Here is a 13,837-nt window from a genome sequence, read left to right as displayed (position 1 = left end):
TGTCCGTGTCGGTGGCTGAGGCGTCGGGTTCGGCGGACGGGGTGGTCGCGGCCTTCTCGGCGGCCTCGGAGGCGAGGGCCTCGGAGGCGAGGGCTTCGGGGGCGGTGGCGTCGACGTCCTCGGCTGTCCCGGACCTCACGGCGCTGGACGCGCTGTCGGGCGCGGCTTCCGCCGTAGCCTCGGGCGGCGCCTCTACGGCCCGTTCGGGCGCGGAGGCCTCGACCTGCTCGGTCTCGGCGGCGGGAGAAGCGGCGGTTACGGGCTCGGCGCCTGCCGGGGAGCCGGCCTTGGTCGCGGTGCCATCAGGCGAGCCGGTCTCGGTCTTGGCGGCGGTAGCAGCGCCGATTTTGGTCTTGGCGCCCGCGGGGGAGCCGACCTCGGTCTTGGCAGAGGCGGCGAAACTGGTCTCGGTCTCGGGGGCGGGAGAAGCGGCGGCTTCGGGCTCGGCGCTTGCCGGGGGGCCGGCTTTGGTCGCGGTGCCATCAGGCGAGCCGGTCTCGGTCTTGGTGGCGGTAGAAGCGCCGATTTTGGTCTTGGCGCCCGCAGGGGAGCCGTCCTCGGTCTCGGCAGGGGCAGCGAAACTGGTCTCGGTCTTGGCGGCGGGAGAAGAGGCGGCTTCGGGCTCGGCGCCCGCAGGGGAGCCCGCCTTGGGCGCGGTGCCGGCGGAAGGCCTGGCCTTGCTCTTGACGCTCGCGAGGCGGTCGGCCCTCGTCTCGGCGGCCGGGGAGGTTCTGGCCTTGGTCCTGCCGTCGGCGTTCACCGAATGGCCGGCCCGTGTCTCGGCGTCTGCCGGAAGGTCGGCTTCGGTGTCCGCGCCTGCGGGAAGCTCCACCTCGCTCCCGGCGGCGAGGGAGGTTCCGGTCTTGGTGCTGCTGCCGGTGCCCGCTGAAGCGCTGGCCCGCGTCTTCCCCTCGCTCGCGGCGGCCGCGGAAGCGCCGGCCTTGGCCTCCGGCTCCGCGCCGCCCGCAGAAGCCTCGACCTCACCCGCGCCAACCGCGGAACTCCCCGCGCCCGCCTCGGACTTGGTCCCGGTGCCGCCTGCGATGGCGGAGGCCTCCGGTGTTGTTGTCGCGCCGGCCGGCTTCGGTGTCGGTTCGTCGTTCGTGTCCGGGGGCAGTACCTCGCCATCGGCTGCCCCGGCCGTATTCGGTGTCTGGCGTGTGCTCGTGTGCTGAGGCAACCCGAAGGTCCTTCCGTGCGAGGCCCGTGATCGGAGTGGAGGGGCGGTCCGACTGGGGAGGCAGGACCGCCGCTCTTCCGTACGAGTCGCCTCGTGCCGCTGTTCACGGAACTGGGCAAACACCCGGCAAACGCCTTATCACCGTTGTGTCACGCGCCCCCGACCGCCGTGAGCAGCGCCAACGGAGCCGCCGCCGAACGGGACTCCCGTACACACGCGTGCGGGTACGGGACCGGCTCCGAATGGGTGTCGCGGCCGTAGCCCGCGAGGACCTCCGGGAGACGGTGGCCGGTCGCCGTCGCCGCGTCGACCAGCGCGTGCGCGACCGTGCGGGCCTCGTCGTGCAGGCCGTAGCGGGCCAGGCCCAGCGTGATCAGCGCGTTGTCGTGCGGCCAGACCGAACCCCGGTGGTACGAGAGAGGGTGGTACGCCGCTTGGCCTGATGCCAGCGTTCGGACTCCCCAGCCCGAGAAGAAGTCCGGGGCCAGGAGTCTGCGGCCGACCAGTTCGCCGTACTCCTTGTCCAGCAGGCCGGACCAGAGCAGATGGCCCGCGTCCGACGCCAGCGCGTCGACCTGCCGGCCCTCGCCGTCCAGTGCCAGCGCCGGGAACGAGTGGTCCCGCATCCAGAAGTCCCGCTGGAAACGGTCCCGGAGGTCGGACGCCGCCTGTTCCAGGAGGGCCGCGTAGGTCTCGTCCTCCCATACCGTGCGGGCGAGTTGGGCCGTGCGGCGCAGCGCGTCGTACGCGTAACCCTGCGCCCCCGCCGCCATCACCGGACCGCTCGCGCGCGTGCCGTCGGCACCGCAGATCGCGCCGGGGGAGTCCTTCCAGTTCTGGTTGGCGAGGCCGCCCTGGTCGGCGCGGTAGACCAGGTAACCGCGCGAGGTCAGGCCGCCGTGGTCGAGCATCCAGCCGATCGCGGCACGGGCGTTGGGCTCCAGGCGCCGGGCCAGGGCCGTGTCGCCGGTCTGCTCCACGTACGCGCCGAGCAGCACCAGGAACAGCGGCGTCGCGTCCACCGAGCCGTAGTAACGCCCGTACGGCACCTGCCCGAAGTGCGCCAACTCGCCGTGCCGCACCTCGTGCACGATCTTGCCGGGCTGGGAGACCGACTCGGGGCCCACGTCGGTCGCCTGTGTCGCGGCGAGCGCCGGCAGTGTGGCGGCGGCGAGTTGGGGGCGGTACGGGAGGGCGAAGAGGGAGGTCAGCAGGGCGTCTCTGCCCAGCAGGGTCAGGAACCACGGCGCCCCCGCCGCCGGTACGCGCAGCTCCTCGCCGTCGGGACCCGTCGCCGGGACCTGGAGCGAGGCCAGGTCCGACAGGCCCCGGGCGCAGGCCGCGGCCAACTCCGGCCAGCCGGTGGGGAAGGAGACGCCCTGGACGTACTCGCCCTCCAGGGCGATGAGCTGGTCGTTCAGGGCGGACGGGGAGCGCGGTACCCGCAGGGCGCGTTTGTCGCCGTGCGGGCGGGCCATCACGCGGAGCGCCAACTCGGCGGTGCCGTGCGGTTCGAGGTCCAGGGTCCACACCATGCGGCGGGCGCCGGTGCCGGTCTCCTCGACGCCGTCGGGAGCGGGCTCGGCCGTGACCGTCGTACAAGAACGCCATTCGCCGCGCTGGTAAGCGAACTCCACGCCGTCCTCCAGGACTTGGCGGGAGCGGGTGGCGCCGGTCTTCGCGTAGGTGCGGTAGTCGGAGCGGAGTTCGAACTGGTCGGTGAAGTCGGCGTCCGCGGTGACCGCGAGCCGGACCGTGGTCGGCACCGGGCGGTTGCTGGTCACCTTCAGCGACTCGACGAACGCGCCGTCGCCGACGGCCTGTTCACGGAAGAGCGTGTGCGCGGGCGGCTCCTGGCGGCCGCCGCGCGGGACGAGGACACAGCGTGCCATGTCCCCGTCGGCCACCGGCGTCAGCGCCTCCGGCACCGCGCCGTCGACCGTCAACTGCCAGCGGCTCAGATGCCGGGCGTCCCGTACGAATAACCCGTCCGGGGAACTGCCGCCCCGTACGCCGCTGATGTCCCCGCCGTCGCCCACGGCTGCGAACGTCCCGCCGTGCACGAGCAGATGATGCCGGTCCGTCATCCCCGGTCCCCTCCCTTGACTCTGGTGGCGACCTCGACTTCGCTGTCGTCCACTTCTGTGTCACGCATGTCGAACGTGCCGAGGACCGGGCCGGACACGCCGTGTCCGGGGGGCTCGTGGAGCAGATCGAGGGTCAGCGCGGCGGTCCAGCTGAAGCCGGTCGCGCCGCACGCCTCACCGTCGTACGGGTCGACGTACTCGGCGAAGTCGGTGGTGGCGGCGGTCTCCAGGACCGCCTCGCGCAGGGCGTCCGCCCGCGGCCGCTCGCCGTGCAGCCGCAGGCCGCGCTCCAGCAGCCAGCTCGTGTTGGACCAGGCCGGGCCGCGCCAGTACCGGTGCGGATCGAACGCCTCGCCCAACAGGTCGTAGCTGGGCGGGAGTTGAGTGGTGTCGCCGAGCCCGAAGTGCGGGCCGGACGCCGTACGGACGAGGGCCGTGACGATGTCCCGGGGCAGGTCGGGGAGGAGGAGCGGGATCAGGCCGGAGACGCTGCGCTCGGGGATGAGTTCTCCACCGCGTACGTCTCGGCAGAAGAACATCCCCTCCGCCGGGTTCCACAGCCGCTCGATCAGCACCCCGGTGAGGCGCTCCGCGCGCGCGTGCCGGGCCGTGCCGGTCGCACCCAACTCCCGGGCGATACGGGCGAGTGCGTGTTCGGAGGCGATGAGCAGCGCGTTGAAGGACGGGTCCTCCACCGCGAACTCGCTTGCCCCATCGGCGTATTCGCCGTCCCGGTAGTCCGTCGCGAGCCGTACGTAACGGCCGTAGTCCAAGTCCGTGGGCCGGTCCTCGGCGGCCCCGTGGTCGAGGTCGGCGCGGCGGAAGGAACGGGCCGGGGCGGGCGTGATCCGGCTCAACGGGGCGTCCCAGCAAGGGCTGTTGTCCATACCCTGTTCCCAGGGGTGCACGACGGACGCGAGCCCGCCCCCGCCCAGGTCCCGCCGGTGCAGCAGATAGCGGTGCCAGGCGGCCAGCCGGGGGTAGACACCGGCGAGGAAGCCACGCGCGCGGGAGAGGCCCGGATCGGCGCAGTGGACCAGCCACGCGGCCAGCGCGTGGACCGGTGGCTGCACGATGCCCGAGGTCTGTACGGTGCGCGGGGCGCCCGCTGCGCGCCCAGCGGTCGAGGAGCGCCAGAAGTCGGGGCTCGGGAAGTACGCGTCGAGCGGTACGGAGGGGTTGAAGACGATGTGCGGGATACGGCCGTCGCCCCACTGGGCGGCGAGCAGCGTCTCCAGCTCCGTCTGCGCCCGCAGCGGCGAGAGGTGCCGCAGACCGATCGCGATGAACGCGGAGTCCCAGGACCACTGGTGCGGATACAGACCGCGGGAGGGGACGGTTGAGGTACCCGTCCAGTTCCCTTCCAGCACGGCAGCCGCCCTGAGGTGCAGCGAACCTGACAAGGGTGGCGGATCGTATACGAAGGTGCGTTCCACGGGGAGGGCTGTGAGCTGGGCAGTGCGATCCACTCGGGACTCCACGAAACACATCGTGCCGACCGGTTCGGTCATGGCTACCGTAGGGTTACGTCTATTTAACACGCAAAACTCAATATGTAATGCAGGGTTGAGAAACACAAGGGGGTGCGCATGACTGGACGAGGTCAGGCGAGCGCCGGCGATCTGCTCGAACTGGTACGCACCGGGCGCGCCACGACCCGCGGCGCCCTCCAACAGGTGACGGGACTCTCACGCGCGACCGTCGGTCAGCGCCTGGACCGGCTCTTCCGCGCGGGCTGGCTGCGCGAGGGTGCGGGCGGTCCCGTGGACTCCCCGCTGGGCGGCAGGCCCTCGATCACCCTGGAGTTCGACGACGCCCATGCCGTAGTCCTCGCGGCGGACCTGGACACCCGCCACGCGCGCGCGTGCGTCCTCTCGCTCACCGGCGAGATCCTCGCGGAGCACGGCGGCACGCTCGTCATCGAGGACGGCCCGGACGCCGTACTGGGCGAACTCGGCCGCTGGTTCGCCGAACTCCTGGAGAAGGCCGGACACCAGCCGTCCGAGGTCTGCGGCATCGGCCTCGCGGTCCCCGGGCCCGTCGACAGCGAGACCGGCCGCGTCGTCCAGCCGCCGATCATGCCCGGCTGGGACGGCTACGACATAAGAGGCCGCCTGGCCCGCGCCTTCACCGAACACACCGGCGCCCCCCGGGTCCCGGTCCTGGTCGACAACGACGCCAACCTCATGGCCTACGGCGAACAGCGCACCGGACACCCCGACTGCTCGGCCTTCGTGCTGGTCAAGGTCTCGACGGGTATCGGCGCCGGAGTCGTCGTCGGCGGCTCCATCTTCCGGGGGATCGACGGCGGCGCCGGCGACATCGGCCACATCCGCGTCCCGGCGGGCGCGCAGGCGCTGTGCCGTTGCGGGTCCTACGGCTGTCTCGCCGCCGTCGCCAGCGGTGGCGCCGTGGCGCGACGGCTGGCCGAGACCGGGGTGCCGGCGGCGTCCGGCTCGGATGTGCGGGACCTGCTCGCGTCCGGGCATCCGGGAGCGGCCGCGTTCGCCCGTGAGGCGGGACGGCAGGTCGGGGACGTCCTGGCGACCGTGGTGACGCTGCTCAACCCCGGGGTGCTGATGATCGCCGGAGACCTGGCCGGCACCTCCTTCCTGACGGGTGTACGCGAGCTGCTGTACCAGCGGGCGCTGCCGCGCTCCACCGCTCATCTGCACGTACTGACCTCACGGCTGGGTGAGCGGGCCGGGCTGGTGGGGGCGGGGGCGCTGGTCGTGGAGCATCTGTACGCGCCGGAGCGGGTGGAGGAGCGGCTGCTCGCGCTGGGCATGTGACGTTCACGTTTCCCTCCCGGCACTCGTCCGGATGGTGAAATCCGGTCGGGTATGGAAGCGTGATTCTCGCCACCTTTGATAGAGGTGGCGCTCAGGTGAGCGGATCTTGCGCGGCTGCACTTCTCCAAGGGGTGGCACTCCGTGCCACCCCTTGATCGTTCATCGATCGAAAACAGTCGAGCCGCGAACCGCTCATGTGAGCGTAAATGCGCGCCGATGGGCCGCGTCGCGTTCAAGAAGTGAAAACATCCGGCGGTGTTCGCTTGCCGAGCTTTGACTTTCGATCCGCTGGCGGACTGCCGGTTACAGACGCATGACATGCAAGTGGACGTACCCAGACGCCTTCGATCTGGGTATGTTCCTGGCCGTCAGGGCAGCCACCCGCGTCCCGAGGAGTCGAGACCCGTGTCGGAAAACAAAGAACCCCACGTAGTGAAGTTCGTCTACGACTTCACCGAGGGAAACAAGGACCTCAAGGACCTCCTCGGCGGCAAGGGTGCCAACCTCGCCGAGATGACGAACCTGGGCCTTCCCGTCCCTCCCGGCTTCACCATCACCACCGAGGCGTGCAAGACCTACCTCGACAGTGGCGAGGAGCCGGCGGCACTGCGTGACGAGGTGAGTGCACACCTCGACGCGCTGGAGTCGACGATGGGCAAGAAGCTGGGGCAGGCCGACGACCCCCTCCTCGTGTCGGTCCGTTCCGGGGCGAAGTTCTCGATGCCCGGCATGATGGACACGGTCCTGAACATCGGCCTCTCCGACAAGTCCGTGCAGGGCCTGGCGAAGCAGGCCGGCGACGAGCGCTTCGCGTGGGACTCGTACCGCCGCCTGATCCAGATGTTCGGCAAGACCGTCCTCGGCGTCGACGGCGACCTCTTCGAGGAGGCGCTCGACAAGGCCAAGGAGGTCAAGAAGGTCGCCGTCGACACCGAGTTGGACGCGGCCGACCTGAAGAAGCTGGTCACCCGGTTCAAGCGGATCGTCAAGGCCGAGGCCGGCCGCGACTTCCCGCAGGACCCGCGCGAGCAGATGGACCTCGCCATCCACGCGGTCTTCGACTCCTGGAACACCGACCGCGCCAAGCTCTACCGCCGCCAGGAACGCATCCCGCACGACCTCGGCACGGCGGTCAACGTCTGCTCGATGGTCTTCGGCAACCTCGGCCCCGACTCGGGCACGGGTGTCGCCTTCACCCGCGACCCCGCCAGCGGCCACCAGGGCGTCTACGGCGACTACTTGCAGAACGCGCAGGGCGAGGACGTGGTCGCCGGCATCCGAAACACTGTGCCCCTCGCGGAACTTGAGCAGATCGACAAGAAGTCGTACGACCAGCTCATGCAGATCATGAAGACCCTGGAGAACCACTACAAGGATCTCTGCGACATCGAATTCACCATCGAGCGCGGGCAGTTGTGGATGCTTCAGACGCGGGTGGGGAAGCGGACGGCGGGTGCGGCCTTCCGTATCGCGACCCAACTCGTCGACCAGGGGCTGATCGACGAGGCGGAGGCCCTCCAGCGGGTCACCGGCGCGCAGTTGGCGCAGCTGATGTTCCCGCGCTTCGACGACGAGGCGAAGGTCCAGCAGGTCGGGCGGGGCATCGCGGCCTCGCCGGGTGCGGCGGTCGGCAAGGCGGTCTTCGACTCGTACACGGCGGTGAAGTGGTCGCGTTCGGGCGAGAAGGTGATCCTGGTCCGCCGCGAGACCAACCCGGACGACCTCGACGGCATGATCGCGGCGGAGGGCATCCTCACGTCGCGCGGCGGCAAGACGTCCCACGCGGCCGTCGTGGCGCGGGGCATGGGCAAGACGTGTGTCTGCGGCGCGGAGGAGTTGGAGGTCGACACCAAGCGGCGCCGGATGACGGTGCCGGGTGGTCACGTGGTCGAGGAGGGCGACGTGATCTCGATCGACGGCTCCAGCGGCAAGGTGTACCTGGGCGAGGTCCCGGTCGTCCCGTCTCCCGTCGTCGAGTACTTCGAGGGCCGGATGCACGCGGGCGCCGACGACGCCGACGAGCTGGTCGAGGCGGTCCACCGGATCATCGGATACGCGGACCGCGTACGCCGGTTGAGGGTCCGCGCCAACGCCGACAACGCCGAGGACGCGCTGCGCGCCCGCCGCTTCGGCGCCCAGGGCATCGGTCTCTGCCGTACGGAGCACATGTTCCTCGGCGACCGCCGCGAGTTGGTGGAACGCCTGATCCTGGCCGACACGGACACCGAACGCGAGGAGTCCCTCAAGGCTCTTCTCCCGCTCCAGAAGGCCGACTTCGTCGAGCTGTTCAAGGCGATGGACGGACTCCCGGTCACCGTCCGCCTGTTGGACCCGCCGCTGCACGAATTCCTGCCGGACATCACGGAGTTGTCGGTCCGGGTGGCTCTGGCCGAGTCCCGCCAGGAGTCCCACGAGAACGACCTGCGCCTCCTCCAGGCGGTCCACCGCCTGCACGAGCAGAACCCGATGCTGGGGCTGCGGGGTGTGCGGTTGGGTCTCGTGATCCCGGGCCTGTTCACGATGCAGGTACGGGCGATCGCCGAGGCCGCCGCCGAGCGCAAGGCGGCGAAGGGCGACCCGCGCGCGGAGATCATGATCCCGCTCGTCGGCACGGTCCAGGAACTGGAGATCGTCCGCGAGGAGGCCGACCAGGTCGTCGCGGAGGTGGAGGCGGCAACGGGCACGTCCCTGAAGCTGTCGATCGGCACGATGATCGAACTCCCGCGCGCCGCCCTGACCGCGGGCCAGATCGCGGAGGCGGCGGAGTTCTTCAGCTTCGGCACGAACGACCTCACGCAGACGGTGTGGGGCTTCAGCCGGGACGACGTGGAGGCCTCCTTCTTCACGGCCTACCTGGAGAAGGGCATCTTCGGCGTCTCCCCCTTCGAGACGATCGACCGCGACGGCGTCGGCTCCCTGGTGAAGCTCGCGGCGAAGGCGGGCCGCGAAACCCGCCCGGACCTGAAACTCGGCGTCTGCGGCGAACACGGCGGCGACCCCGAGTCGGTCCACTTCTTCCACGAGGTCGGACTGGACTACGTGTCGTGCTCCCCGTTCCGGATCCCGGTGGCCCGGCTTGAGGCGGGGCGGGCGGCTTCGGCGGGACAGGGGAGCGACCACCGGTAGGGCGTACGGCATTCAGTCGTACGGCATCCAAGAACCCCGGGGCTGCTGTCGGTCATCCTGACCCTCACCGACGCGGCGGTGGTTCCGGATTTCGAGGGGAGGGGCGGCACCCTGTGCGGGGGTGTCGCCCCTTTCCGCTGCCGTCCGCCGTCACTCGCAGGCGACCCCGTCCCCGTCCCGGTCGAGGTGGGAGTCGTAGCCGGGGTCGCCCACGCGCAGGGGCGTGACGCCGGCCGCGCGGGCCGCGGTGCAGTTCGTGTAATAGGTGCTGCCGCCGCCGGAGTCGGAGTCGTCGGAACCCGAGCCGGAGCCTGAACCCGAGCCGCTGCCCGCGGCCGCCTCCGCGGTGACCGTCTTCGTGACCTTGACGGTCTTGGTCGTGGTGACCGTGGGTGCGGGCGCCGGGGTCGCCGTCTCCGTCGTCGTCGCCGTGACGGTCATCGTCGGCTGGGGACTGGCCGCCGCGGGCTTCGCGTCGGCCGTCGTGTCGGTCTTCTTGTCCTGGCCCGAGCCGCCCGCGCCGATGCCGATGAAGAAGGCCAGCGCGAGGGCGGGGAGTACGTACCGCTTGCGGGCCCAGCGGGGTGCGGGGCGGACGGGCCGGAACGGCGGCTGGGGCTGGGGCATGGGTGGTGTGGCGTACGGGTGCGTCATGTCGTCCCCCTGTGTCTGGTGAGACATGGACCGTATTGCCCGGGTGAGAGTGGTGAAGGAAGAGTGACCATCTCGTGATGGATATGTCGCTCGGTGTGAGCGGAGCGGTGACGGGTCGGCTCTCGTACGCTGAGATCCCAACCGATCACCGACGTTCGACGACACCCAGAGGGAGCCCGATCATGTCCGGCTGGAACGAGAAGGCCGTCCCCGACCAGCGCGGCCGGGTCGCCGTCGTCACCGGGGCCAACAGCGGGCTCGGCTACGTCACCGCGCGCGAGCTGGCCCGCAAGGGTGCCCGGGTGGTGCTCGCGTGCCGGAGCGAGGCGCGGGGGAGTGAGGCCGCCGACCGGATCGTGGCCGAAGTGCCGGGCGCCGAGGCGCAGTTCGGGCGGCTGGATCTCGGGGACCTCGCGTCGGTGCGGGAGTTCGCGGCCACGTTTCCGTACGAACGGCTCGATCTGCTCGTCAACAACGCCGGGGTCATGGCGATGCCGTACGGCACGACGGTGGACGGATTCGAGACGCAGTTCGGGGTCAACCACCTGGGGCACTTCGCGCTCACCGGGCTGCTGATGCCGGCGCTGCTCGACGCGCCCGCCGCCCGGATCGTCACGCTCTCCAGCTTCATGCACGTGTTCGCCAACATCGACATCGACGACCTCAACAGCGAGCGCCGGTACAGCCGTTGGACCGCGTACTCCCGTTCCAAGTCCGCCAACCTGCTCTTCACGCACGAGCTGGCGCGGCGGCTCGCGGCGGCCGGTTCGGGGGTGGTCGCGGCCGCCGCCCACCCCGGATACGCCGCCACCAACCTCCAGACCGCCGGGCCACAGGCGGAGGGGCGCAAGGGTGCCGAGCGGCTCATGGAGATCGGCAACCGCGTCTTCGCCCAGTCCGCGGAGGCCGGCGCGCTGCCCTCCCTCTACGCGGCCACCGCCCCCGACGTACGCCCTGATGCGTTCTTCGGCCCCCGCGTCGCCATGTGGCGCGGGGCACCGGCACCGTCCTGGCGGGCACCCTGGACCCTCAACGACGCGATGGGGCAACGGCTTTGGGCGGCGTCGGCGGAGCTGACCGGGGTTGTGTACGACCAACTCAAGGCGTGAGCAGCCGAGTTACCGGAGTTCAGGCCCTCGGAGTTCAGGCCCCCGGCCATCACGCCGTCGCGCCGCTGTCCACAACCAGGTCCGTGCCCACCACCGACGCCGCGTCGTCCGAGGCCAAGTAGAGGACGGCGGCGGCCACTTCGGACGTGGCGGAGATACGGCCCAGGGGGAGCGTGGCCCGTACGCGCTCGGCTCGGTCGGCCTCCGTCTCGCCCGCGCGCAGGGACATCGGGGTGTCCGTCGCGCCGGGGCTGACCACGTTGATACGGACGCCCTCGCGGATGTGGTCTACGGCGGCGCCCTTGCTCAGCACGGTCACGGCGGCCTTGGGGTTCAGGGGGAGCGGTCCCGCCGCAGCGACGCCACCAGCAGTTCGGTGAACTGTGTCGCCGACCAGGACGGCCGCCGCCCCGTCGCCGTCTGCACCTGCGCCTCGCGCTGCCGGAACACCGGGTGGTCCACGGGGACGTATGTCACGCCCTCGGTCGCGGTGTCCCGCTCGCCGTCGCCGAGGTCGCCGAGGTCACCCAGGTCACCGAGGTCTCCGACCAGCGCGAGGCCCCCTCCCGCCCGCACGAACTCGTACTGCGGAGCGAGACTGTCGCAGACCAGCGCAGGGCGGACCGTGATCCCCTCCAACTGCGCCCCGATGTCGAAGAGTTCACGCTGACTCGTGCCCGGCGAGGCCAGCGCCAGCGGGTACGCGCACAGGTCGGCGAGGCCGATGCGGTCGCGCCCGGCGAGTTCGTGACCGAGGGGGACGATCGCCGCCACCGGGACCACGACCGCGCACTCGACGCGGACGTCGTGCTGCGGGCCCATCGTGTAGGTGACGGCGACATCGGCGAGGCCCTCGACCACGCGGCGCGTCGCCTCCTGACGGGCGACCACGTCCACACGGAAGGCCACGTCGGGGTGGGCGCGCCGGAAGTCGGCGATCGCCCGCGGTACCAGCCGTCGCGCGAACCCCTCCGAGCAGGCGACGGCGACACTGCGCGCCTCCGCTCCCCGCCCCGTCCTCAACTCCTCGACCAGCGTGGTCGATTCGGTCTCCGTGCGCCGGGCGTGGGCCAGCAGCCGCGAGCCGGCCTCGGTCAGGGTCATCCCGCGTGGGTGCCGGGCGAACAGCGGGACCCCGATGCCGGACTCCAGCTTGGCGACCTGCCTGCTGATCGCCGAGGGCGCGACGTTCAGGGCGTGCGCCGCCTCGGTCACCGATCCGGTGCGGGCGACCTCCAGGAAGTAGGCGAGGTTCACCGGCAGGAGTTGCATGAGTTCCCCTGTGATCAGGCAGTTGGTCAGACATCGCGTTGCCGAAAGTAGAACGCTTCACGTCACAAACGGCAATGGTCGCAGGCCCGGATCCGCCCTACTCTGCTGGAACGACGAGAGCGCACCGCCCGCCCGAACGCCGCCCTCCCTGGAGAAATCTTCCCGTGATCCCTGAGAAACTGGCCCGTAAAGCCGAGGAGTTCGTCGACTCGGGTGCCTTCTTCACCGAGCTGGCCGCCATGGTCGCGTACGCCACGGAGAGTTCCCGACCGGAGAGCCGCCTTGCCATTGAGGCATACCTGGACGAGTTCCTGACCCCCGCCCTGGCCGCCCTCGGCTGCGAGGTCGCGCGCCACGACAACCCCGATCCAGCGGCCGGACCCTTCCTGATCGGCACCCGCGTCGAGTCCCCCGACCTCCCGACCGTGCTCGTCTACGGCCACGCGGACGTCGTCGACGGCCAGGCCGGCCGGTGGAGCGAGGGCCGCGACCCGTGGACACTGACCGCCGAGGGCGAGCGCTGGTACGGACGCGGCGCCGCCGACAACAAGGGCCAGCACCTGGTCAATCTGACTGCCCTGCGTCTCCTCCTCGCCGACCAGGGCTCGTTGGGCTTCAACCTGACCTTCCTGCTGGAGTCCGGCGAGGAGATCGGCTCGCCCGGACTCGCCGAATTCGCGGCGGAACACCGGGAGTCGCTGCGCGCCGACGTGCTCGTCGCCTCGGACGGACCGCGCCTGGACGCCACGACCCCGACGCTGTTCCTCGGCGCGCGCGGCGGCCTCGGGCTCCAACTCACCGTCGATCTACGGCCGGACGCCTATCACTCCGGCAACTGGGGCGGCCTGCTGCGCAACCCCGCGACCACCCTCGCCGGCGCCGTCGCGACCCTGGTCGACGGCCACGGACGTATCCGGGTACCGGAGTTGCTGCCGCCCCCGATCCCGCAGGAGGTCCGCGAGGCTCTCGCCGGCGTCACCGTCGCGGCCTCACCCGGCGACCCGGTACCGGACGAAGGCTGGGGCGAACCCGAACTGTCCGCCGCCGAACGGCTCTACGCCTGGAACACCCTCGAAGTCCTCGCGCTCGGCGCGGCCGACGCCGACCGGCCGGTCAACGCGATCCCGGGCAGCGCCCGCGCGGTCCTCCAACTCCGGTACGTCGTAGGCACCGACGCCGACAAGGCCGCCGAAGCGATCGCCCGGCACCTGGCCGAGCACGGGTACCCGATGGTCGACGTCCGCGTGCTCGGCAGCTTCGCCGCGAGCCGCACCCCGCTCGACGACCCGTGGGTGCGCTGGACCAGGACCACGCTCGAAGAGGTCACCGGTGGCCCGATCGCCGTGCTGCCCAACATCGGCGGCTCCCTGCCCAACGCCGTCTTCACCGACATCCTCGGCCTGCCGACCCTCTGGCTGCCCCACTCCTACCCCGGCTGCCTCCAACACGCCCCGGACGAGCACCTGTTGGCGCCGATCGCCCGCGAGGGCCTCGTCCTGGCGGCCGGTCTGTTCCATGCGCTGGGCCGTCCACCGGCGGACCGGCCGCTTCCCGTACAGCCTCGCTAGTCCCCAGTCTCGGCACCCGCGCCCCGTCCGGCACACCCCTCCCCAACAC

At 71.1% G+C, this 13,837-nt stretch carries 9 protein-coding genes and 1 pseudogene; 4 read left to right on the top strand and 6 right to left on the bottom strand.

Features of this window, described 5'->3' with window-relative positions:
* The 3 genes from AC31A1_RS31825 to AC31A1_RS31815 form a co-directional block, all read right to left on the bottom strand.
* Positions 1–1,180 (bottom strand): hypothetical protein (locus AC31A1_RS31825; RefSeq protein WP_489656646.1); only part of this gene is annotated, 1,180 nt, incomplete at its 3' end.
* Between the two features lie 149 nt (positions 1,181–1,329).
* A complete protein-coding gene (locus tag AC31A1_RS31820; RefSeq protein ID WP_489656645.1) occupies positions 1,330–3,267 on the bottom strand; it encodes an amylo-alpha-1,6-glucosidase in 1,938 nt (645 codons plus the stop codon).
* Entirely contained in the window at positions 3,264–4,736 is a 1,473-nt protein-coding gene (locus AC31A1_RS31815) for an MGH1-like glycoside hydrolase domain-containing protein (RefSeq protein ID WP_489656648.1), read from the bottom strand. Before AC31A1_RS31815 ends, AC31A1_RS31820 begins: the two co-directional genes overlap by 4 nt.
* Positions 4,737–4,856: 120 nt before the next feature.
* On the opposite strand from AC31A1_RS31815, the gene AC31A1_RS31810 reads away from it, so the two are divergent.
* Both AC31A1_RS31810 and ppdK read left to right on the top strand, forming a co-directional pair.
* A complete protein-coding gene (locus AC31A1_RS31810; RefSeq protein ID WP_489656644.1) occupies positions 4,857–6,059 on the top strand; it encodes an ROK family protein in 1,203 nt (400 codons plus the stop codon).
* 405 nt (positions 6,060–6,464) lie between these two features.
* Entirely contained in the window at positions 6,465–9,185 is a 2,721-nt protein-coding gene (gene ppdK, locus AC31A1_RS31805; protein WP_489656643.1) for a pyruvate, phosphate dikinase, read from the top strand.
* A 150-nt stretch (positions 9,186–9,335) separates the two neighbouring features.
* Here the strand turns inward: ppdK and AC31A1_RS31800 are convergent, their stop codons facing one another.
* Positions 9,336–9,839 (bottom strand): excalibur calcium-binding domain-containing protein, encoded by a 504-nt coding sequence (locus AC31A1_RS31800; protein ID WP_489656647.1) that lies wholly within the window; start codon positions 9,837–9,839, stop codon positions 9,336–9,338.
* A 182-nt stretch (positions 9,840–10,021) separates the two neighbouring features.
* Between AC31A1_RS31800 and AC31A1_RS31795 the strand changes: the two genes are divergently transcribed.
* Positions 10,022–10,948, top strand: a complete 927-nt coding sequence (locus AC31A1_RS31795) for an oxidoreductase (protein WP_489656642.1) — start codon at positions 10,022–10,024, stop codon at positions 10,946–10,948.
* A gap of 49 nt (positions 10,949–10,997) precedes the next feature.
* Here AC31A1_RS31795 and AC31A1_RS31790 read toward each other — a convergent pair.
* Positions 10,998–11,279, bottom strand: a pseudogene (locus AC31A1_RS31790) (SDR family oxidoreductase); the annotation flags it as partial.
* A gap of 2 nt (positions 11,280–11,281) precedes the next feature.
* On the bottom strand, positions 11,282–12,220 hold the full coding sequence (locus AC31A1_RS31785) for a LysR family transcriptional regulator (protein WP_489656641.1): 939 nt from the start codon (positions 12,218–12,220) through the stop codon (positions 11,282–11,284).
* Positions 12,221–12,384: 164 nt separating this feature from the next.
* Between AC31A1_RS31785 and AC31A1_RS31780 the strand changes: the two genes are divergently transcribed.
* The gene (locus AC31A1_RS31780; RefSeq protein ID WP_489656640.1) at positions 12,385–13,788 is read left to right on the top strand and encodes a M20 family metallopeptidase; all 1,404 of its coding nucleotides are present in this window, start codon (positions 12,385–12,387) and stop codon (positions 13,786–13,788) included.
* The last annotated feature ends 49 nt before the right edge of the window (positions 13,789–13,837 follow it).

This window comes from Streptomyces sp. P5F9, assembly GCF_057961495.1.
This window is presented reverse-complemented; position numbering and strand designations above follow the sequence as displayed.

Excerpts from the sequence above, each read along its gene's own strand:
- AC31A1_RS31820 (WP_489656645.1), bottom strand. The coding sequence starts at position 3,267 with ATGACGGACCGGCATCATCTGCTCGTGCACGGCGGGACGTTCGCAGCC.
- AC31A1_RS31795 (WP_489656642.1), top strand. The coding sequence starts at position 10,022 with ATGTCCGGCTGGAACGAGAAGGCCGTCCCCGACCAGCGCGGCCGGGTC.
- AC31A1_RS31800 (WP_489656647.1), bottom strand. The coding sequence starts at position 9,839 with ATGACGCACCCGTACGCCACACCACCCATGCCCCAGCCCCAGCCGCCG.
- AC31A1_RS31810 (WP_489656644.1), top strand. The coding sequence starts at position 4,857 with ATGACTGGACGAGGTCAGGCGAGCGCCGGCGATCTGCTCGAACTGGTA.
- AC31A1_RS31785 (WP_489656641.1), bottom strand. The coding sequence starts at position 12,220 with ATGCAACTCCTGCCGGTGAACCTCGCCTACTTCCTGGAGGTCGCCCGC.